16 protein-coding genes and 1 pseudogene are annotated in these 19,974 nt (G+C 68.5%); 11 read left to right on the top strand and 6 right to left on the bottom strand.

Going from position 1 to position 19,974, the window contains the following annotated elements; translation table 11 throughout:
* The first annotated feature begins 20 nt into the window (after positions 1–20).
* The 6 genes from N5K27_RS11295 (at position 21) to N5K27_RS11270 (ending at position 7,696) form a co-directional block, all read left to right on the top strand.
* Complete coding sequence (locus tag N5K27_RS11295; protein ID WP_279816458.1) at positions 21–1,103, top strand: hypothetical protein; 1,083 nt, start codon at positions 21–23, stop codon at positions 1,101–1,103.
* Positions 1,082–2,794, top strand: a complete 1,713-nt coding sequence (gene recJ, locus N5K27_RS11290; protein WP_087836982.1) for a single-stranded-DNA-specific exonuclease RecJ — start codon at positions 1,082–1,084, stop codon at positions 2,792–2,794. Before N5K27_RS11295 ends, recJ begins: the two co-directional genes overlap by 22 nt.
* Before the next feature lie 79 nt (positions 2,795–2,873).
* Positions 2,874–3,978 (top strand): peptide chain release factor 2 gene (gene prfB, locus N5K27_RS11285; protein WP_132978777.1). Its coding sequence is split into 2 segments (ribosomal slippage): positions 2,874–2,954 and positions 2,956–3,978, totalling 1,104 coding nucleotides; the frame shifts between segments, so codons are not numbered across the junction.
* An 18-nt stretch (positions 3,979–3,996) separates the two neighbouring features.
* On the top strand, positions 3,997–4,743 hold the full coding sequence (locus N5K27_RS11280) for an SDR family oxidoreductase (protein ID WP_087836981.1): 747 nt from the start codon (positions 3,997–3,999) through the stop codon (positions 4,741–4,743).
* 13 nt (positions 4,744–4,756) lie between these two features.
* Positions 4,757–6,286 carry a lysine--tRNA ligase gene (gene lysS / locus N5K27_RS11275; RefSeq protein ID WP_087836980.1) on the top strand — a complete coding sequence of 510 codons (1,530 nt, stop codon included), beginning with the start codon at positions 4,757–4,759 and terminating at the stop codon, positions 6,284–6,286.
* Positions 6,287–6,502: 216 nt separating this feature from the next.
* Positions 6,503–7,696, top strand: coding sequence for a serine hydrolase (locus N5K27_RS11270; RefSeq protein ID WP_243724359.1), 1,194 nt, complete (start codon positions 6,503–6,505; stop codon positions 7,694–7,696).
* A gap of 61 nt (positions 7,697–7,757) precedes the next feature.
* On the opposite strand, the gene N5K27_RS11265 is transcribed toward N5K27_RS11270, so the two are convergent.
* The 5 genes and pseudogenes from N5K27_RS11265 to N5K27_RS11245 all read right to left on the bottom strand — a co-directional run bounded on the left by N5K27_RS11265 (position 7,758) and on the right by N5K27_RS11245 (position 11,398).
* Positions 7,758–8,204 carry an SRPBCC family protein gene (locus N5K27_RS11265; RefSeq protein WP_279816454.1) on the bottom strand — a complete coding sequence of 149 codons (447 nt, stop codon included), beginning with the start codon at positions 8,202–8,204 and terminating at the stop codon, positions 7,758–7,760.
* A gap of 103 nt (positions 8,205–8,307) precedes the next feature.
* A pseudogene (locus N5K27_RS11260) lies at positions 8,308–8,499 on the bottom strand (VOC family protein); the annotation flags it as partial.
* A gap of 209 nt (positions 8,500–8,708) precedes the next feature.
* Complete coding sequence (mnmH, locus tag N5K27_RS11255; RefSeq protein WP_087836976.1) at positions 8,709–9,809, bottom strand: tRNA 2-selenouridine(34) synthase MnmH; 1,101 nt, start codon at positions 9,807–9,809, stop codon at positions 8,709–8,711.
* Positions 9,809–10,843: a selenide, water dikinase SelD gene (gene selD / locus N5K27_RS11250; protein WP_279816451.1), complete on the bottom strand. Its 1,035-nt coding sequence runs from the start codon at positions 10,841–10,843 to the stop codon at positions 9,809–9,811. Before selD ends, mnmH begins: the two co-directional genes overlap by 1 nt.
* Positions 10,844–10,915: 72 nt before the next feature.
* Positions 10,916–11,398: an SgcJ/EcaC family oxidoreductase gene (locus N5K27_RS11245; RefSeq protein ID WP_279816450.1), complete on the bottom strand. Its 483-nt coding sequence runs from the start codon at positions 11,396–11,398 to the stop codon at positions 10,916–10,918.
* Between the two features lie 257 nt (positions 11,399–11,655).
* Between N5K27_RS11245 and acnA the strand changes: the two genes are divergently transcribed.
* The 5 genes from acnA to N5K27_RS11220 all read left to right on the top strand — a co-directional run bounded on the left by acnA (position 11,656) and on the right by N5K27_RS11220 (position 18,807).
* A complete protein-coding gene (acnA, locus tag N5K27_RS11240) occupies positions 11,656–14,358 on the top strand; it encodes an aconitate hydratase AcnA (protein ID WP_087836973.1) in 2,703 nt (900 codons plus the stop codon).
* A gap of 95 nt (positions 14,359–14,453) precedes the next feature.
* Positions 14,454–15,359: a LysR substrate-binding domain-containing protein gene (locus N5K27_RS11235; protein ID WP_087836987.1), complete on the top strand. Its 906-nt coding sequence runs from the start codon at positions 14,454–14,456 to the stop codon at positions 15,357–15,359.
* A gap of 112 nt (positions 15,360–15,471) precedes the next feature.
* On the top strand, positions 15,472–16,668 hold the full coding sequence (locus N5K27_RS11230) for a CoA transferase (RefSeq protein ID WP_087836972.1): 1,197 nt from the start codon (positions 15,472–15,474) through the stop codon (positions 16,666–16,668).
* A complete protein-coding gene (locus N5K27_RS11225) occupies positions 16,665–17,576 on the top strand; it encodes a hydroxymethylglutaryl-CoA lyase (RefSeq protein WP_279816444.1) in 912 nt (303 codons plus the stop codon). Before N5K27_RS11230 ends, N5K27_RS11225 begins: the two co-directional genes overlap by 4 nt.
* 43 nt (positions 17,577–17,619) lie before the next feature.
* Positions 17,620–18,807: a DUF2863 family protein gene (locus N5K27_RS11220; protein WP_132978775.1), complete on the top strand. Its 1,188-nt coding sequence runs from the start codon at positions 17,620–17,622 to the stop codon at positions 18,805–18,807.
* Positions 18,808–18,825: 18 nt separating this feature from the next.
* Here the strand turns inward: N5K27_RS11220 and N5K27_RS11215 are convergent, their stop codons facing one another.
* On the bottom strand, positions 18,826–19,821 hold the full coding sequence (locus tag N5K27_RS11215) for a bile acid:sodium symporter family protein (RefSeq protein WP_087836969.1): 996 nt from the start codon (positions 19,819–19,821) through the stop codon (positions 18,826–18,828).
* Between the last annotated feature and the right edge of the window lie 153 nt (positions 19,822–19,974).

Here is a 19,974-nt window from a genome sequence, read left to right as displayed (position 1 = left end):
CCTACCCGGATCCTGCCGCCGTGCCCGCCTTGCCGTCCGCCCTGACCCTGCTGCTTCCCGGCCTGCTGACCGACGCCGCCATCGCGCCCGAACTGGCGCGCCAGCTCGCGGACCAGCCCGCCGTGCGCACGCTGGTCTCGTGGCTGGGCGCGGCGCGGCCCGTCCAGCAGGACTTCGACCCCTTCGAGGCGGGCTGCACCTCGCGCGAGTACTGGTGGCTGCATCGCGCGGGCCACCGGCCCGCGGACGGCAGAATCGGCGCGGGGCTCGCGCCCTTGCTGGTGGACGATGCCCGAGACGGCCGGCCCGTCTGGCTGGCGGACCTGGCCCACGTGCAGGTCGGCCGCGACGGCCTGGTCCTGACCGACTCCGCCGAACTGGGCACGACGCAGGCCGAGAGCGACGCGCTGCTGGCCGCGGCGCAGCCCGCGCTGGAGGCGCATGGCGCGGCGGCCCGCGCCGTCGATCCGCGCCGCTGGCGCCTGGACCTGCCCCAGGGCGCGGCCCGGCACACCGGCACGCCGGATGCCGTGACGGGCGCCGCGCTGGATGCCTGGTGGCCGCGCACGCCCGAGGCCCGGCCCTGGCGCAAGCTGATCAACGAAATCCAGATGCACTGGCACGAGTCGCCGGTCAACGTCGCCCGCGAAGCGCGGGGGCAGGTCCCGGTCAACACCCTGTGGCTGCACGGCGGCGCGGTGCCATGGCAACCGGACTGGCCCGCCGGCCGGCCCGCGCTGGTGGCCGGCAGCGCGCCCTGGCTGCGCGCGCTGGCCGAACGCGGCGGCCTGCCCTGGCAGCGCCCTGCCGATGCGGCCTCGGCGATCCGGCCCGGCGCGCTGGTGGAACTGGACGACCTGGCCCTGCCCGAGCGCACCGACGACTGGCGCAGCTGGCTGGACGCCGCCGCGCGGCTGGAGCGCGACTGGTTCGCCCCGGCCGACGCGGCGCTGCGCGCCGGCGCCCTGCGGCACCTGATACTGGTGCTGCCGGCGCGCGAACGGCTGGTCACCCTGACCCTGGAACGCCGGCCCGCCCTGCTGCGCTGGCTGCCCTCCTCCCGACACGATTGGAAACGCTGGTGGTTGCCCCAAGAATCCTGACCCGTCAGCCCGACCCGGCGGCCCGGCGCCGCCTGGAACAGGCCGGCATCCATCCCCTCCTGGCCCGCCTGTGGGCGGCGCGCGGCGTGGCCGCGCCGCAGGAAACCGCGCCCGACTGGCAGGCCATGCTGGCCCCCTCGCTGCTGACCCACGCCGGCCGCGCCGCCGCGCTGCTGGCCGATGCCATCGCCGCGCGCAAGCGGCTGCTGATCGTGGCCGACTACGACTGCGACGGCGCCACCGCCTGCGCCGTCGGCCTGCGCGGCCTGCGCGCCATGGGCGCCGTGGTGGACTTCCTGGTGCCCAACCGCTTCGAGACCGGCTACGGCCTGTCGCCCGCGGTGGTCGACCTGGCCTGCGCCCACCCGGGCGGCAAGCCCGACATCCTGATCACCGTCGACAACGGCATCGCCAGCATCGACGGCGTGGCGGCGGCCCGCGACGCCGGCATGCAGGTGTTGATCACCGACCACCACCTGCCCGGCGACGTCCTGCCCGAGGCCCTGGCCATCGTCAATCCCAACCAGCCCGGCTGCGGCTTCCCGTCCAAGCACCTGGCGGGGGTCGGCGTCATCTTCTACCTGCTGCTGGCACTGCGCGCGGAATTGCGCCAGCGCGGCGCCTTCGGCGGGGACAGCGGCCCCAGGCTGGATGCCCTGACCGACCTCGTGGCCCTGGGCACCGTGGCCGACGTGGTCCGGCTGGACGCCAACAACCGCCTGCTGGTGGCGCAGGGCCTGAAGCGCATACGCGCCGGCCGCATGCAGCCGGGCCTGCGCGCGTTGTTCGCGGTAAGCGGCCGCCAGGCCCGCGAGGCCAGCACCTTCGACCTGGGCTTCGCCCTGGGCCCCCGCATCAATGCCGCCGGCCGCCTGGCCGACATGAGCCTGGGCATACGCTGCCTGGTCACCGACGACGAGGACGAAGCCCTGAAACTGGCGCGCGAGCTGGACGCCATGAACCGCGAGCGCCGCGAGATCGAGGCCGGCATGCGCGACCAGGCGCTGGCCTCGCTGGACGCGCTGCCCGCGGCCTCGGCCGCCAGCCTGTGCGTGTTCGATGCCTCGTGGCACCAGGGCGTGGTGGGCCTGGTGGCGTCGCGCCTGAAGGACCGTTTCTGGTGCCCGACGCTGGCCTTCGCGCCCGCGGGCGACGGCGAACTGCGCGGCTCGGGCCGGTCGGTGCCCGACGTGCACCTGCGCGACGCGCTGGATCTCGTCTCCAAGCGCTACCCCAGCCTGATCCGCAAGTTCGGCGGCCATGCCATGGCCGCCGGCCTGACCCTGCACGAGGCCGACTTCGCGGCATTCGCGCCGGCCTTCGACGCCGCCGTGCGCGAACTGACGGGCCGCAGCCGTTTCGAGCCGGCGCTGGAAACCGACGGTTCGCTGGAGGCCGACTACGCCAATGCCGAGGTCGCCACCCTGCTCGACCAGCAGGTCTGGGGCTCCGGGTTCCCGGCGCCCGTCTTCGTCGACGCCTTCATCGTCCGCAACCAGCGGGTGGTGGGCGAGAAGCACCTGAAGCTGGCGCTGGAACGCGGTGGCCAGCGCTTCGACGCGATCTGGTTCGGCCACGCCGACGCCCTGCCGCCCGCCGTGGACCTGGCCTACCGCCTGGCGCTGAACAACTGGAACGGCATGGTGTCCGTGCAACTGGTGATCGAGCACGGCCAGGACGCGGCGCGCTGAACGCCGGGCGCACCCCGCCGAAGGGCGTCCGGCCTACGCTAAAATAGCGGGTTACGCGAAAAATCACCTGGAATTCAGCATGGAAGCAGAACGCCTCAACCAACTCGAAGCCCAACTGCAGGACCTGGCTGCGCGCACCCAGGATCTACGGAGGTATCTTTGACTACGATGTCAAGGATGAACGCCTGCAGGTCGTGAACGCCGAGCTGGAAAACCCCGACGTCTGGAACGACCCCAAGCACGCCCAGGACCTGGGCCGCGAGAAGAAGGCCCTGGAAACGGTCGTATTGACCATCAACGAGATCGATTCGGGCCTGCGCGACGCCACCGAGCTGTTCGAGATGGCCGCCGCCGACAACGACGACGCCACGCTGGAATCCATCATCGGCGATGCCCAGGGCCTGGAGGAAAAAGTGGGCGGACTGGAATTCCGCCGCATGTTCGCCAACCCGGCCGATCCGCTCAACTGCTTCCTGGACATCCAGGCCGGCGCCGGCGGCACCGAGGCGCAGGACTGGGCCTCCATGCTGCTGCGGCAGTACCTGAAGTACGCCGAGCGCAAGGGCTTCAAGGCCGAGCTCATGGAAGAGTCCGAGGGTGAAGTGGCCGGCATCAAGTCCGCCACCATCAAGATCGAGGGCGAATACGCCTTCGGCTACCTGCGCACCGAGACCGGCGTGCACCGCCTGGTCCGCAAGAGCCCCTTCGATTCGTCCGGCGGCCGCCACACCTCGTTCGCCAGCGTGTTCGTCTACCCGGAAGTCGACGATTCCTTCGAGGTCGAAGTCAATCCGGCCGACATCCGCGTGGACACCTTCCGCGCCTCCGGCGCGGGTGGCCAGCACATCAACAAGACCGACTCCGCGGTGCGGATGACCCACATCCCCACGGGCATCGTCGTGCAGTGCCAGAACGATCGTTCGCAGCACCGCAACCGCGCCGAGGCGATGCAGATGCTGAAGTCCAAGCTGTTCGAACTGGAAATGCGCAAGCGCATGGCCGAGCAGCAGAAGCTGGAGGACTCCAAGACCGACGTGGGCTGGGGCCACCAGATCCGTTCGTACGTGCTGGACCAGAGCCGCATCAAGGACCTGCGCACCAACGTCGAAATCTCCAACACCCAGAAGGTGCTGGACGGCGATCTCGATCCCTTCATCGAAGCCAGCCTGAAACAGGGCGTCTGAGCGGCGCCGGAACGCGACATGAGCGATGCCATCGTGATACTGAGCGGTGCCTCGCGCGGCCTGGGGGCCGCGCTGGCCCTGGCCGCCTGCCGGCCGGGCACGCTGCTGGTCACGCTGTCGCGCGGCGCGCATCCGTTGCTGGCGCAGCAGGCGCGCCGCAGCGGATGCCAGCACCGGCACTATGCGGTGGACCTGTCCGATCCGGCACAGACGGAAACCGTGGCCCGGGGCCTGTTCGCCGACCTGCCGGCGGGCGCCGCCCGCTACCGGCTGATCAACAACGCCGGCACGGTCGAACCCATCGCCCAGGCCGCCACGCTGGACGCCGCATCGGTCGCGCATGCGCTGCATGTGAACGTGGCCGCCGCCATGCTGCTGACGGCGGCCTTCCTGGCGGCGACGCCCGCGCAGGCGGACCGCCGCGTGCTGAACATCTCGTCCGGCGCGGGGCAGCGGCCCATGCCGGGCTGGAGCGTGTACTGCGCCACCAAGGCCGCGCTGGACATGTACACGCGCACGGTGAAGCTGGAACAGCGGGGCTCGGGACTGCGCATCGCCGCGCTGGCCCCTGGCGTGATCGACACGCCCATGCAGGCCCGCATCCGCGCCACGCTGCCCGACGCCTTCCCCGCCGTGGAAGACTTCAAGGAACTCCACCGCGGCGGCCGCCTGGCCGCCCCCGCCGACGTGGCGGCCCGCATCCTCGACTACCTGGAACGCGACGACTTCGGCCACGCCGACATCGACGACATCCGACATTACTGACCCGATAGCCATCATGACCGACAACCGGCCCACCGCCAACGAACCCGCGCAAGACGAAAACCAGATCATCGCCGAACGGCGCGCCAAGCTCGCCCGCCTGCGCGAAGCCGGGCCGGCCTTCCCCAACGACTTCGTGCCCGCCGACCGCGCCGCCGCGCTGCACGCGGCGCACGACGGCACCGAGAAGGAAGCGCTGGACGCGGCCGACATTCCCGCCAGCGTCGCCGGCCGCATGATGCTCAAGCGCGTGATGGGCAAGGCCAGCTTCGCCACCCTGCAGGACTCGACCGGCCGCATCCAGATCTACCTGAGCAAGGAACTGGTCGGCGACCAGGTCTACGACGCCTTCAAGCACTGGGACATCGGCGACATCCTGGGCGTGCGCGGCAAGGTCTTCAAGACCAACAAGGGCGAACTGTCGATCCAGGCCACCGAGGTGCGGCTGCTGACCAAGTCGCTGCGCCCCCTGCCCGACAAGTTCCACGGCATCTCCGACCAGGAGATGCGCTATCGCCAGCGCTACGTCGATCTCGTCATGACCGAGTCGACCCGCAACACCTTCGTGGCACGCAGCCGCGCCATCGCCTCCATTCGCCGCCTGATGACCGAAGCCGGTTTCCTGGAAGTGGAAACCCCCATGCTGCACGCCATCCCGGGCGGCGCCGCGGCCAAGCCCTTCACGACCCACCACAATGCGCTGGACATGCCCATGTACCTGCGCATCGCGCCCGAGCTCTACCTGAAGCGCCTGATCGTGGGCGGCTTCGAGCGCGTGTTCGAGCTGAACCGCAACTTCCGCAACGAAGGCGTCAGCCCCCGGCACAATCCCGAATTCACCATGATGGAGTTCTACGCGGCCTACGGCGACTACCGCTGGCTGATGGACTTCACCGAGCAGCTCATCCGCCAGGCCGCCATCGACGCCACGGGCAGCGCCAAGGTGACCTACCAGGGCCGCGAGGTGGACCTGTCCAGGCCCTTCGACCGGCTGACCATCACCGAGGCCATCCACAAGTACGCCGATCCCGGCTACACCGACGAGCAACTGAACGACGAAGCCTTCGTGCGCGCCGAACTCAAGCGGCTGGGTGCCCACGTGGACGGCCCGCAACTGGCGCGCGCCGGCCTGGGCGCGCTGCAACTGGCGCTGTTCGAGGAAACGGCGGAAGCCAAGCTGTGGCAGCCGACCTACATCATCGACTACCCGGTGGAAGTGTCGCCCCTGGCGCGCGGCTCGGACACGCGCCCCGGCATCACCGAACGCTTCGAGCTGTTCATGGTCGGCCGCGAGATCGCCAACGGATTCTCCGAGCTGAACGACGCCGAGGACCAGGCGGAGCGGTTCCGCAAGCAGGTCGAAGCCAAGGATGCCGGCGACGAGGAAGCCATGTACTACGACGCGGACTACATCCGCGCGCTGGAGTACGGCATGCCTCCGACCGCCGGCTGCGGCATCGGGATCGACCGCCTGGTGATGCTGCTGACCGACAGCCCCAGCATCCGCGACGTGATCCTGTTCCCGCACCTGCGGCCCGAGGACTGATCCCCCCGATCCATCGAGCAGGGATGCGCCGCAAAGCGGAAGGATCGCCGGAAGAGGCGCTTGAACGTACCGCAAGGAGTATCCATGGTCCCCGCGCAGCGTCACCTGGCCTTTCTCCTGTCGGTGTTCCTGGCCGGCGCCACATTCGCGGCTGCACCCCAGGACCCCGCCGGCTATCCCGACGCCGATGCCAGCGATCCCGCCAGACTCGGCTGGATGGTCGGCTCTCCGCCGCCACCGGACCGCATCCTGCGGTTCGACGACGGCTCGTACTTTCGCTTCCCCGCGATGCGCTGGAGCGTCTCCCACTTCCGCCAGCTGATGCCCACGGTGAACGTCTCGCGCGGTCTGGGCGCCGCCGCCCCTCTGCCGCGCGCGCTGCGCGACGACATCGACGGCCTGGTCTTCCAGCCTCTGGGGTCGGACCGGACCATGACCTGGCAGGCCTCGCTGAAGGCCAACTATACCGACGGCATCGTCGTGCTGCACAAGGGGCGCATCGTCTACGAACGCTACTTCGGCGTGCTCGACCAGCAAGGCCAGCACGGCGCGATGTCGGTGACCAAGTCCTTCATCGGCACGCTGGCCGCCATGCTGGCGGCCGAAGGCACGCTGGATCCGTCGCGCAGGGTGGCCGAGTACGTGCCGGAACTCGCATCGTCCGCCTTCGGCGATGCGACGGTGCGCCAGGTCATGGACATGACGACCGGCATCCGCTTCAGCGAAGACTATGCCGATCCCGACGCCGAGGTCTGGGCCCACGCGGCCGCCGGCAATCCGCTGCCCAAGCCCGGTGACTACACCGGGCCGCGCAGCTACTACGAATTCCTGCAAACGGTGAAGCCGGAAGGCAAGCACGGCGAGGCCTTCCATTACCGCACGGCCAACACCGACGCGCTGGGCTGGGTGCTGGCCCGTGCCAGCGGCAAGCCGGTGGCGCAACTGCTGTCCGAACGCATATGGAGCCGGCTGGGCGCCGAGCAGGATGCCTACATGACGGTCGACTCGACCGGCACGCCGTTCGCCGGCGGAGGCCTGAACACGGGCCTGCGCGACCTGGCTCGCTTCGGCGAGATGATCCGGAACGATGGCTTCTTCAACGGCCGGCAGATCCTGCCGCCCGCCGCGGTAGCCGACATCCGGCGCGGCGGCGACCCGGCGGACTTCGCCCGCGCCGGCTACGCGCTGCTGGCGGGCTGGACCTACCGCGACATGTGGTGGGTCACGCACAACGCGCACGGCGCCTTCACCGCGCGCGGCGTGCATGGCCAGGCGATATATGTCGACCCCAAGGCGGAAATGGTGATCGCGCGCTTCGCCTCGCATCCGGTGGCGAGCAACGCCGCCAACGACCCGACCTCGCTGCCCGCCTACCATGCGCTGGCGCTGCACCTGATGGGTTCGCGCTGACCGGGGCGTGGGTCCGAGGGCCCGCCGGCGCCTGGGGTCTGTTCACGCTAAAAGGAGGGGTTCAGTCCGGGATTTCCGGTTCGACCAGCTTGGCCAGCTGGAGCAGCGACTCCTGCCAGCCGAGATAGCACATCTCCGTCGGAATGACCTCGGGAATGCCGGCCTGTTCGATGTCCAGGTCGGTGCCGCAGGCCACCTGCCTGAGCACGACCGTGACCGCCATTTCGCCCGGCAGGTTGGGATCGTCGAACTTGTCGGTGTAGCGGATCTTCTGGAACGGGACCAATTCCTGGTACTCGCCGCCGAAGGAGTGCGCGTTGCCGGTCGTGAAGTTGCGGAAGGACATCTTGAAGGTCCCGCCCACCTTCGCTTCCAGGTGATGGACCTGGCAGGTGAAGCCATACGGCGGCAGCCACTTCGCCAGCGCGTCGGGCTCGACGAAGGCGCGATAGACGCGCTCGGGGGTGGCGCGCAGGACGCGGTGGAGTCGAACGGTTCCGGTAGCCATGGTGAATCTCCTTTCGTCAGGGTGGTTACATGCCTACGACGAGCGGGAAACCGGGAAATCGACAGAACGACCCATCAGTGAAAACCCTAGGCATCACACCCTGTCATTCCCAGACGTTGGCCGACCGCTCGAACCCGTCCCGGTAGGGCTTGCCCACGCAGAACCGGTGTCCGCTGGGCGCCTGCATGACCACCCAGGCCTCCTTGCGCGACACGAGGACGGCGCCGAGTCGTTCCAGGCGCGCCACCTCCGCCTCGATCGCATCGGTCTCGATGTCGAGATGGGCGCGCCTCGTGCTCGACCTTCTGGATGATGACCTGAACTTCCCCCGGCCTGGTCACGAGCTGGATGAAACGGCCATCCGGATCGATTTCCCCGGGCAAGGGATACCCCAGCGCCGCGCTCCAGAAGCGCGCTTCCGACAACAGATCGCCGGTCTTGCAGTCGATGACGATGTTTCCCAATCGGCTCTTGTGCATCACAGCTCCCGAACGACAACGTCCACTACTTCCGCGCGTGCTCCCGCAGATAGTCCAGCACCGCGCGCTGGTCTCCCGTGAACACGATACGTGCCGCCTTCAGCTTGCGCTGGTAGACGTACATGGGATCGTAGTAGCCGGTCAGCAGTTCCTCGATCCAGGCCCGGTGCGGTTCGACACTTCCCCCTCGCGCCTGCTCGGCCAGGGCGGCGTCCATGACCGCCGCCAGGCGCTGATGGCGTTCGCCGCCCAGCCGCTTGCGGATATTGTCCAGGCTTGCACGCAGCCGCTGGCCGAAAAGCGCCCTGCCCGCTTCTTCGCCATGAAGGACGACGAACTCGGCGCACAGATCCACCACGTAGTCGCGCAGGATACGCTCCACACGGTTCTGCAGGCTGTCCTCCAGCCAGACCACGGGATATTCCTGCATGCCCTGGAAAAGGCTGAACGGCACGCTGCAACTGCCTATCGCATGGCTTTCGTCCTCCAGCACGAAACGGGCATGGCCGGCTTCCCGCTTCCTGAGCACGTCGATCGCCAAGCCGTTCTCGAAGCCAATCTGCGGCGGCTGCCCGGTGGCATGCTTGCCGAAGCTCGATCCGCGGTGATGGGCGTGCCCCTCCAGGTCCAGGGCATGGTCCAGCGCCCGCAGCACATCGGTCTTGCCCGTTCCCGTCATGCCGCCCAGCACGATGAAGCCGCACTCGGCCACGGCCCGCTCCAGCGTGTCCATCAGGAAACCGCGCATGGCCTTGTAGCCGCCCACCACGCGCGGATAGGCGATGCCCGCCTCGTCCCGCAGCCACTGCTGGACGATTTGCGAACGAAGGCCGCCGCGGAAGCAATACAGGCTGCCCTCGGGATGCGCGCGGGCGAAGGCCGCCCAGGCCTCGATCCGTTCAGCCTTGGTCCGGCCCCGGACCAGTTGGTGGCCCAGCGCGATCGCGGCCTCCTGGCCCTGCTGCTTGTAGCAGGTGCCGACCTTCTGCCGCTCGATGTCGGTCATCAGCGGCAGGTTGACGGCCCCGGGAAAGGCGCCCTTGCGGAATTCGATGGGCGCGCGCGTATCCATCAGGGGCGTGCCCCGCAGGAACAGCGCGCGGTAGTCGTCGATATCGCCGCGCATCACACCACTTCGACCGCGTAGTCCTGCCGCTCGACCAGTTCCCCGATGGGCTCGAGCGCCAGTCCGGATTCGGCGGCCGCCGCCAGGAACTCCTCCTCGCCATCGGGCACGACCGCCACCAGCAGGCCGCCGCTGGTCTGCGGATCGCACAACAGGTCGATGCGATCCTGGCCCAGCGGCGCGATGCGCTGGCCATAGCTGTCGAAATTGCGGCCCGTGCCGCCCGGTACGCAGCCTTCGGCCAGATAGTGCTCCACGCCCGGCAGGCGCGGCACCTTGGCGAACTCGACCCGGGCGCTGACGCCGCTGCCGTCGGCCATTTCCACCAGATGGCCCAGCAGCCCGAAACCGGTGACGTCGGTCATGGCCTTGACGCCGGCCAGCCGGCCGAAACGGCTGCCGGGCCGGTTCAGCGTGCACATCCAGTCCCGCGCCACGTTCACATCTTCGGGGCGCAGCTTGGATTTCTTCTCGGCCGTGGTCAGGATGCCGATGCCCAGCGGCTTCGTCAGGTACAGCTTGCAGCCCACCGTGGCGGTGTCGTTGCGCTTGAGCCGGGCCTTGTCCACCACGCCGGTCACGGCCAGCCCGAAGATGGGCTCGGGAGAGTCGATCGAATGCCCGCCCGCCAGCGGAATACCCGCGGCGTCGCACGCCGCCCGGCCGCCGCGCACCACCTCGCGCGCCACTTCGGGCGGCAACAGATTGACCGGCCAGCCCAGGATGGCGATGGCCAGCAACGGATCGCCGCCCATCGCATAGATGTCGCTGATGGCGTTGGTGGCGGCGATGCGGCCGAAATCGAAGGGGTCGTCGACGATGGGCATGAAGAAATCCGTGGTCGACACCACGCCGCGCTCGTCATCCAGCGCGTAGACCGCCGCATCGTCGCGCGAGGCGTTGCCCACCCACAAACGGGGGTCGAGATTCTGCGCGCCGCTGCCGGCCAGGATCACGTCCAGGACCTTGGGCGATATCTTGCAGCCGCAGCCGGCCCCGTGGCTGTACTGCGTCAGGCGTATGGGAGTGCTCATGGATCGTTCGCAATGGCTTGATGGAAGCCATTCTAGAACACCCGTCCGGGCGGCCCTGCCGCCCGGCGCCCATTACTTCCCTTCCGGCATCGCCGACGAGTGATGGCTGGTGATCAGCCATTGCCGCCCGTCCCAGCGATAGGTATAGGTGTAGCGCGCCTTGACCGCGGCCCCCGTCCGGGCGAAGGTGAAGGTGTACAGCCCCGAGTCGACCGCGGTATTGCATCCCAGCGCGATGCGGCGCTCGTCGATCCGGCCCGCCGGGCGGTCTTCCAGGAAATGATGGAAGTAGTCTTCCTTGGCCTCTGCGCCATAGCGCGGCTGGTTGGACAGGGTGGGCAGCAGCACCGAATCCGGTGCGTAGTTCGCCACCACCCGATGCGGATCGCCGGTCTGCAGCGAGCGGTTCCACCGGTCGAACAGGCCGGCGATCTCCTGCTCGCTGACGCCCTTGCAACTTTCCAGGTGCGGCGCCAGCTCACCCCCGGACACCCCACGATTCGTGGCACAGCCTGCCAGCGCGCCGGCCAGAATCACCATCCCCAGATGCTTCATGAACTTCCCCCCTTCATTATTGTTGTGGAAGTGAATGCTCAAGCATAGCGGAGAGAGGCCTCGGTGCAGGCCTGCTTGCGGCCCCCGGCCGCCTCAAGAACCAAACCTCCACCGGTAGTCCAAATCATCACTTGCATTTTTATGTCTTATATCTTATATAAGACATAGGACCTACCCTTATAGAAAGTCATCCTCCCCTACATCGCAACGACGCAACATAAGTGGTAGATTTAACCGGTTTTCCTTCGGAGCCCATCATGCCGCACAACACGTTCAAAACCCTGAAAGAGTTCAAGATCGGCAGCAAAACCGGCCAGTACTATTCGCTCCCGGCGCTCGGCAAGGCCCTGGGCGTGGCGGTAGAACGATTGCCCGTCTCCCTGCGCATCGTGCTCGAATCCGTCCTGCGCAACTGCGACGGCAAGAAAGTCACCGAAGAACACATCAGGCAACTGGCCCACTGGAAACCCAACGCCAAGCGCGAAGAGGAAATTCCCTTCGTCGTCGCCCGCGTCGTGCTCCAGGACTTCACCGGCGTCCCCCTGCTGGCCGACCTGGCCGCCATGCGCAACGTCGCCGCCAAACTCGACAAGAATCCCAAGGCCATCGAACCCCTGGTTCCGGTGGACCTCGTCGTCGACCACTCCGTCATGATCGACGCCTACGGCACCAAGAACGCCCTGGACATCAACATGAAACTGGAATTCAAGCGCAACCACGAGCGCTACCAGTTCATGAAATGGGGCATGCAGGCCTTCGACACCTTCGGCGTGGTGCCCCCGGGCTTCGGCATCGTCCACCAGGTGAACCTGGAATACCTGGCGCGCGGCGTGCACAAGCGCGACAAGGTCTACTACCCTGACTCGCTGGTAGGCACCGACAGCCACACCACCATGATCAACGGCATCGGCGTGGTCGGCTGGGGCGTGGGCGGCATCGAGGCCGAGGCCGCCATGCTGGGCCAGCCCGTCTACATCCTGACCCCCGACGTCGTCGGCGTCGAACTCAAGGGCAAGCTGCGCGAAGGCGTCACCGCCACCGACCTGGTCCTGACCATCACCGAGATGCTGCGCCGCGAGAAGGTCGTGGGCAAGTTCGTCGAGTTCTGTGGCCCCGGCACCGCCAGCCTGACCGTGTCCGAGCGCGCCACCATCGGCAACATGGCGCCCGAATACGGCGCCACCATGGGCTTCTTCCCGGTGGACGAGCGCACCATCGACTTCTTCAAGGGCACCGGCCGCACCAAGGAAGAAATCGAAGCCTTCGAGGCCTATTACCGCGCCCAGAAGATGTTCGGCGTCCCCAACGCCAAGGACATCGACTACACCAAGCTGCTCACGCTGGACCTGTCCACGGTCGCGCCCTCGCTGGCCGGCCCCAAGCGTCCGCAGGACCGCATCGAGATCGGCGACGTCAAGACCACCTTCAGCGACCTGTTCAGCAAGCCGGTGGCCGAGAACGGCTTCTCGCAGCCCGCGGAAAAACTCGACCAGGTCTTCACGACCGACAACGGCATCCCCATCCAGAACGGCGACATCCTGATCGCCGCCATCACCTCCTGCACCAACACGTCCAACCCCAGCGTGCTGCTGGCAGCGGGCCTGCTGGCCAAGAAGGCGGTGAAGGCCGGGCTCAAGGTCAAGCCGCACATCAAGACCTCGCTCGCCCCGGGATCGCGCGTCGTCACCGAATACCTCCAGAAGACCGACCTGCTGCCCTACCTGGAACAGCTCGGCTTCGACGTGGCGGCCTACGGCTGCACCACCTGCATCGGCAACGCCGGCGACCTCGCCCCCGAACTGAACGACCTCATCACCAAGAACGACCTGGTGTGCGCGGCCGTCCTGTCGGGCAACCGCAACTTCGAGGCCCGCATCCACCCGAACATCAAGGCCAACTTCCTGGCCTCGCCGCCCCTGGTCGTGGCCTATGCCATCGCCGGCACCATGAAGCGGGACCTGATGACCGAGCCCGTGGGCCGCGGCACCAAGGGCGACGTCTACCTGGGCGACATCTGGCCGACCCAGGCCGAGGTCGAGAAGCTGATGAAGTACGCCCTGGACCCCAAGGCGTTCAAGAACAACTACGCCCAGGTCAAGACCAATCCCGGCAAGCTGTGGCAGGACATCCAGGGCGTATCCGGACAGATCTACGACTGGCCCAAGTCGACCTACATCGCCGAACCCCCGTTCTTCGAGGATTTCACGATGGAACCCGGCGCGGCCAACGCCGTGGTCAAGGGAGCCCGGGCGCTGGGCCTGTTCGGCGACTCCATCACCACCGACCACATTTCGCCGGCCGGCTCGATCAAGGAAAGCTCGCCCGCGGGCAAGTACCTGCAGGCCAACGGCGTGATGAAGGCCGACTTCAACAGCTACGGCTCGCGCCGGGGCAATCACGAGGTCATGATGCGCGGCACCTTCGCCAACGTGCGCATCAAGAACCTGATGATCCCGCCCAATGCCGACGGCACGCGCGTGGAAGGCGGCATCACGCTGCACCAGCCCAGCGGCGAACAGCTGTCGATCTACGACGCGGCCATGAAGTACATCGCCGAGGGCACGCCCACGGTGATCTTCGGCGGCGAGGAATACGGCACGGGTTCGTCGCGCGACTGGGCCGCCAAGGGCACGCAACTCCTGGGCGTGAAGGCAGTCATCGCGCGCAGCTTCGAGCGCATCCACCGCAGCAACCTGGTGGGCATGGGCGTGCTGCCCCTGCAGTTCAAGGCCGGCGACAGCATCCAGTCCCTGGACATCACGGGCCGCGAGACCTATGACATCACCGGGCTGGAGAACGGCATCAAGCCCCAGCAAGACGTGACGCTGACCATCCACTACGAGAACGGCACCAGCAAGCAGGTTCCGCTGCTGCTGCGCATCGACACGCCCATCGAGGTGGACTACTACAACCACGGCGGCATCCTGCCCTTCGTGCTGCGCCAGTTGCTGGCGGCCTGAAGCCGGCCGGCCCCGGCGGCCGCCTCCAAGGCCTGCGCTTGCGGTGCCCCCGGCATCTGGCGCAGGCCTTGCCACATCTGCGGAGCCCACGCTTGATCAACCTTTCGCGCTTCGACCTGGTGACGCTGTCGCTATTCGTGGCCGTCGCCCGCCACGGCAGCATCTCGGCCGGCGCCCGCCAGGCCCGGCTGGCCGTGGGCGCGGCCAGCCGGCGCATCGCCGACCTGGAAGACGCGGTCCGCACGCCCTTGCTGTACCGGCGGGCCTCGGGCGTCGAACTGACCGAGGCCGGACGGGCCTGCCTGCGGCATGCGCTGCGCATCCTGCAGGACGTGGAGCAACTGGCCGGCCGTATGTCCGACTACGCCAGCGGCGCCGTGGGCCAGGTCCGCATCGCCGCCAACACCTCGTCCATCACGCAGTTCCTGCCGGAAGACCTGTCGGCATTCATGGCCGGCCATCCCGGCATCCGCATCGAGCTGGAGGAGCAGAACAGCGCGGACATCGTGGCCGCGGTGAACGAGAACCGCGCCGACATCGGCGTGTTCGCCGACCGCACGCCCGCCCAGGGCCTGACGACCTACCGCTACCGCGAGGACGAGCTGGTGCTGATCGCGCCGCGCGCGCACGCCCTGGCGTCCCGGCGCGCGGTGGCCTTTCGCGACACGCTGGACTGCGACTACGTCAGCCTGCCGGATGCGACCTCGCTCGCCAGCCGGATAAGGGAGGAAAGCAGCCGGCTGGACCGCCCCATCCGGCTGCGCATCCAGGTGCGCAGCTTCGATGCCATCTGCAGGATGGTCTCGACCGGCATGGGCGTGGGGATACTGCCGCGCCTCGCGGCGGCTCCGCACGCGAAATCCATGCACCTGAAGCTGGTCGCGCTGGAAGACGACTGGGCCAGGCGCAGCCTGCTGCTGGGCGTGCGCGCGCCCGATGCGCTGGCGGCGCCGGCACGGCTGCTGGTGTCGCACCTGCGGGCCGCCGCCACGCCGGCCTGACGCCACCGGCCGGCTTTCGCGTTCCGGCAAACCCCGCTTGCCCGATCGCCCATTTCCTCCGTTGCGGGTTTCGGGTCACACTGTCGCCAAGATATTTCCCCGCGAGACTCCCATGCCACGGCAAATCCTCGAAGGCATCCGCATCCTGGAACTGGGCCAGCTGATCGCCGGCCCGTTCGCCGCCAAGACCCTGGCCGATTTCGGCGCCGAAATCATCAAGATCGAACCGCCCGGCCAGGGCGATCCGCTGCGCAAGTGGCGCATGCTCCACGAGGGCACCTCGGTCTGGTGGGAAGCCCAGTCGCGCAACAAGCAATCGGTATGCGTGGACCTGCGCCAGCCCGACGGGCAGGAACTGGTGCGCAAGCTGGCCGCGCAAGCCGACGTGCTGATCGAGAACTTCCGCCCCGGCGCCATGGAAAAATGGGGCCTGTCCTGGGAAGCCCTGCACGCCTTGAATCCCCGCCTGATCATGCTGCGCGTCTCGGGCTACGGGCAGACCGGCACCAAGCGCGACGAACCGGGTTTCGCCGCGATAGGCGAAGCCATGGCGGGCCTGCGCTACCTGACCGGCGAGCCTGGCCGCCCGCCGGTACGCGCGGGCCTGTCGCTGGGCGACACCATCGCAGGCCTGCACGGCGCGATGGGCGTGCTGCTGGCGCTGTACGACCGCGACGCGCGCGGCGGCCAAGGACAGATGATCGACACCGCGTTGTACGAAAGCGTGTTCAACCTGAGCGAAAGCCTGCTGCCCGAGTATTCGGTGTTCGGTGCCGTGCGCCAGCCGGCCGGCGGCGCCCTGCCCGGCATCGCGCCCTCGAACGCCTATCCGTGCGCCGACGGCGAATACGTGCTGATCGCCGGCAACGGCGACGGTATCTTCGTGCGCCTGATGCGGCGCATGGGACGCGACGACCTGGCCGACGATCCCGGCCTCGCCCGCAACGACGGCCGCGCGCAGCGCGCGGAGGAACTGGACGAGGCCATCGGCGCCTGGACCCGCACGCTGGACAGCGGCGCCGTGCTGGCGGCCCTGCGCGAGGCCGACGTGCCCGCCGGGCGCATCTATAACGCTCGCGACATCGCCCAGGACCCTCACTACCGCGCCCGCGAGATGATCCACGAGGTCACCTCGGCCAACGGCCTGAAGGTCGAGATGCCCGGCATCGTGCCCAAGCTGTCCACGAATCCGGGCGCCATCCGCCACCGCGCGCCGACCCTGGGCGAACACACCGACGCGGTGCTGCGCGGCGTGGGCCTGGACGACGAGACGCTGCGGACGCTGCGCGGCAAGGGAGTGATCGCATGATCGAGATCAACGAGGTCGGGCCGCGCGACGGGCTGCAGATCGAACCGGCCTTCGTCGCCACCGACGACAAGGTGGCGCTGGTCGATGCGCTGTCGGACTGTGGCTTCGCCCGCATCGAAGTCACCAGCTTCACCTCGGCCCGTGCCATTCCGGCGCTGGCCGACGCCGAGGCGGTCATGCAGCGCATCCGCCGCCGGCCCGGGGTGGTCTACACCTGCCTGGTGCCCAACCTGCGCGGCATGGAGCGCGCGCTGGACAGCGGCGCCGACGAGCTGAACCTGGTGATGTCGGTCAGCGAGACCCACAACCAGGCCAACCTGCGCATGACGCGCGAGCAATCCACGGCCCAGCTCCTGGCCATGCTCGAGCGCGCGGGCCAGGCCGGCGTGCCCTACAACGTCTCGCTGTCCACCACCTTCGGCTGTCCGTTCGAAGGCGACATCGCGCCATCCGAGGTCGAGCGGCTGGCACGGCTTTTCGCCGGGGCCGGCGCCGCCGGCATCACGCTGTGCGACACCACCGGCATGGCCTACCCCACGCAGGTGGCCGACCTGTCCGCATCGCTGGCCGCCGCCCTGCCCGCCTCGGCCCCGTTGACCCTGCACCTGCACAACACCCGCGGCATGGCCCTGGCCAACGCGCTGGCGGCCTGGCAGGCGGGCATGCGGCGCTTCGACGCCGCCGTGGGCGGCCTGGGCGGCTGCCCCTACGCGCCCGGCGCCAGCGGCAACGTCAGCACCGAGGAACTCGTCCACATGTTCGATTGCATGGGCGTGGACACCGGCGTCTCGCTGGCACCCCTGATGGACATCGTGGCCACCCTGCCCCGCCTGGTGGCGCGCGAGGTACCCAGCCAATTGCTGGCCGCGGGACCGCGTCTGCGTACCCACCCGGCGCCAGGGAGATAAACTAGCGGACTCGAACAATCATTCCGTCAGCCGCGACCCCTCCATGCCCCGTTCCCGCAGCACCTCCTCGTCCCGCCTCAATCGCGATGCCGAAAAACTCGTTTCGCTGTCCCTGTCGCTCAACGGCTCGGGCAGCCGGGTCGAAGACCGCTACTGGGAAGGAGAACTGGGCGCGCTGTTGGAAAAGCTCATGCATGGCGGCCAGGACGCGACCATCGAGGCCGCGCTCGAGGTCCTGTACCAGCGCAACGCCGGCGCCTACGAGATCCTGGTCGAGCAGGCCGAGACCCTGTCGGAATCGCTGACGCTGCAGAAGGAAGGGGTGGACCACGACGTGCTGCTGGTGGTCGCGCCGGTGGTGGCCTGGACCCGTTTCAGCATCCCCTACGGGCCGATACGCATCGGCCTGCTGGACGCGCTGAAAGCCCAGCTGCATGGCCACATCCTGGCGGCCGACGCGCGCCTGGCGCTGGCCCCGGAGCTCTACAGCGTGGACCAGATGCCGCGTTCGTTCAGTGCCACCCGGCTGTGGCTGAGCCGCCTGGGCGCCCAAGCGCTGGGGCTGACGCTGCCGCGCATGCCCGCCACCGACACCGAAGTCGCGAACCTGCTGGCCGACACGCGCTACGTGGTCGCGGCCGTAGCCGTGCCGCGCGGCGCGCCGGTATTCCGCTGGCAGGAGAACCCCGGCAAGCCCGAGCACACGCGCGAAAGCTGCCTGGCGCAATGGGAGGCGCAGGCCGCGCCGCTGTTCGCCGACCTGCTGCCCGGGTGCGGTTTCGAATGCCTGCTGCCCGACGCCTATTACGTCAACAACCGCGAGGCCGACCGCCGGGTGCGGCCGCTGTCGCTGCGCGCCTCGGTCGCCTGGCTGGAGGCCACGCTGGGCGTCGCGCCCGACCAGTTGCGCGCGGTCATCGCCGCCTGCGGCGAGACCGAGGTCGAGGAATACCGGATCGGCTTCACCCAGCGCCAGAGCAACGACGTCATCTATGGCTCGGCCTGGCCCCTGTTCGGACGCGAGGACGACAATCCCGACATGCCGGCCATGGACGTGATCGCCGACCAGTTGCGAGAACTGGGCGTGACCGACCTGCGCAAGCTGCAGGGGCTGCTGCCCATGGAATTCTGCGACGACTGCGGCGCACCCTACTTTCCCAATCCCCTGGGTGAAATGGTGCACGCCGAGCCGCCCGACGACGCCGACGCCGGCCCCGCCCATTTCCACTGAGCGGGAGGCCGCCGGCGCTCAGGCCGCGCGCGGGCTGGCCTCGGGCGCTTCCTCGGGACGGTTGGCGTAGCGGCGCGCCAGCACCGCGCACACCATCAGCTGCATCTGATGGAAGATCATCAGCGGCAGCACGATGGCGCCCGCCGCGCTGCTGGACAGCAGCACCTTGGCCATGGGAATGCCCGTCGCCAGGCTTTTCTTGGAACCGCAGAAGACGATGGTGATCTCGTCCTCTTTCGAGAAGCCCAGCGCCCGGCTGATGTAGGTCGTGGCCAGCAGCGCCGCGGCCAGGATCACCGCGCACGCCACCAGCACGCCGGCCAGCGTCGCGGTGGAGGTCTGGTGCCAGAGGCCGCCCACCACGGCCTCGCTGAAGGCCGAGTAGACCACCAGCAGGATCGAGCCCTGGTCGACGTACTTGAGCACGGCGCGATGGCGCGTGACCCACCCGCCTATCCAGCGGCGCATCACCTGCCCCACCACGAAGGGCAGCAGCAGTTGCACCAGGATCTTGCCTACCGCGTCGAACGAGAACGCCGCCTCGCCGGCCGTGCTCATCATCAGCTTGACCAGCACGGGCGTCAGAAAGATGCCCAGCAGGCTGGAGGCGGAGGCGCTGCAGATGGCCGCCGGGATGTTGCCGCGCGCGATGGACGTGAGCGCGATGGCCGACTGCACCGTGGCCGGCAGCGCGCACAGGAACAGGATGCCCAGGTAAAGGTCGGGGGTGACCAGCGGCGCCAGGAGCGGCTTGAACGCCATCCCCAGGATGGGGAACATGACGAAGGTGAAGGCGAAGATCAGCAGATGCAGCCGCCAGTGGGTGGCGCCCGCGACGATGGCCTCGCGCGACAGCTTGGCGCCGTGCAGGAAGAACAGCAGGCCGATGGCGATATTGGTGACCCAGTCGAATACCACGGCCGTCTGCCCGGAACATGGCAGGAAGCTGGCAAGGGTGACGACGACGATCAGGCTGAGTGTGAAATTGTCGGGCAGGAAACGCGGACGAGTCATGGGATGGGCCGAAAGACAAAGGAAAACTGCGCCTGGCACCGGGCGCGAGGCCACGCGGCGCCTCCGGACGAACCGGTCGCTGGTCCCGCCGCAGCGGACGTTGCGCGCTGGCGGCCAGCGGCCGGAAGGCGGATCCGGCCAAGGGTAAACACG

The sequence above is a fragment of the Pigmentiphaga sp. GD03639 genome, from assembly GCF_029845405.1.
Lineage (GTDB): Bacteria > Pseudomonadota > Gammaproteobacteria > Burkholderiales > Burkholderiaceae_B > Pigmentiphaga > Pigmentiphaga daeguensis.
Note: the sequence above shows the minus strand (reverse complement) of the source record. Positions and strands in the feature narration are given on the sequence as shown.

What these genes read in the sequence shown, in the direction of transcription:
- N5K27_RS11280 (WP_087836981.1), top strand. Translation starts at nt 3,997, where the DNA reads ATGAGCGATGCCATCGTGATACTGAGCGGTGCCTCGCGCGGCCTGGGG.
- lysS (WP_087836980.1), top strand. Translation starts at nt 4,757, where the DNA reads ATGACCGACAACCGGCCCACCGCCAACGAACCCGCGCAAGACGAAAAC.
- N5K27_RS11270 (WP_243724359.1), top strand. Translation starts at nt 6,503, where the DNA reads ATGGTCGGCTCTCCGCCGCCACCGGACCGCATCCTGCGGTTCGACGAC.
- N5K27_RS11265 (WP_279816454.1), bottom strand. Translation starts at nt 8,204, where the DNA reads ATGGCTACCGGAACCGTTCGACTCCACCGCGTCCTGCGCGCCACCCCC.
- mnmH (WP_087836976.1), bottom strand. Translation starts at nt 9,809, where the DNA reads ATGCGCGGCGATATCGACGACTACCGCGCGCTGTTCCTGCGGGGCACG.
- selD (WP_279816451.1), bottom strand. Translation starts at nt 10,843, where the DNA reads ATGAGCACTCCCATACGCCTGACGCAGTACAGCCACGGGGCCGGCTGC.
- N5K27_RS11245 (WP_279816450.1), bottom strand. Translation starts at nt 11,398, where the DNA reads ATGAAGCATCTGGGGATGGTGATTCTGGCCGGCGCGCTGGCAGGCTGT.
- acnA (WP_087836973.1), top strand. Translation starts at nt 11,656, where the DNA reads ATGCCGCACAACACGTTCAAAACCCTGAAAGAGTTCAAGATCGGCAGC.
- N5K27_RS11230 (WP_087836972.1), top strand. Translation starts at nt 15,472, where the DNA reads ATGCCACGGCAAATCCTCGAAGGCATCCGCATCCTGGAACTGGGCCAG.
- N5K27_RS11225 (WP_279816444.1), top strand. Translation starts at nt 16,665, where the DNA reads ATGATCGAGATCAACGAGGTCGGGCCGCGCGACGGGCTGCAGATCGAA.
- N5K27_RS11220 (WP_132978775.1), top strand. Translation starts at nt 17,620, where the DNA reads ATGCCCCGTTCCCGCAGCACCTCCTCGTCCCGCCTCAATCGCGATGCC.
- N5K27_RS11215 (WP_087836969.1), bottom strand. Translation starts at nt 19,821, where the DNA reads ATGACTCGTCCGCGTTTCCTGCCCGACAATTTCACACTCAGCCTGATC.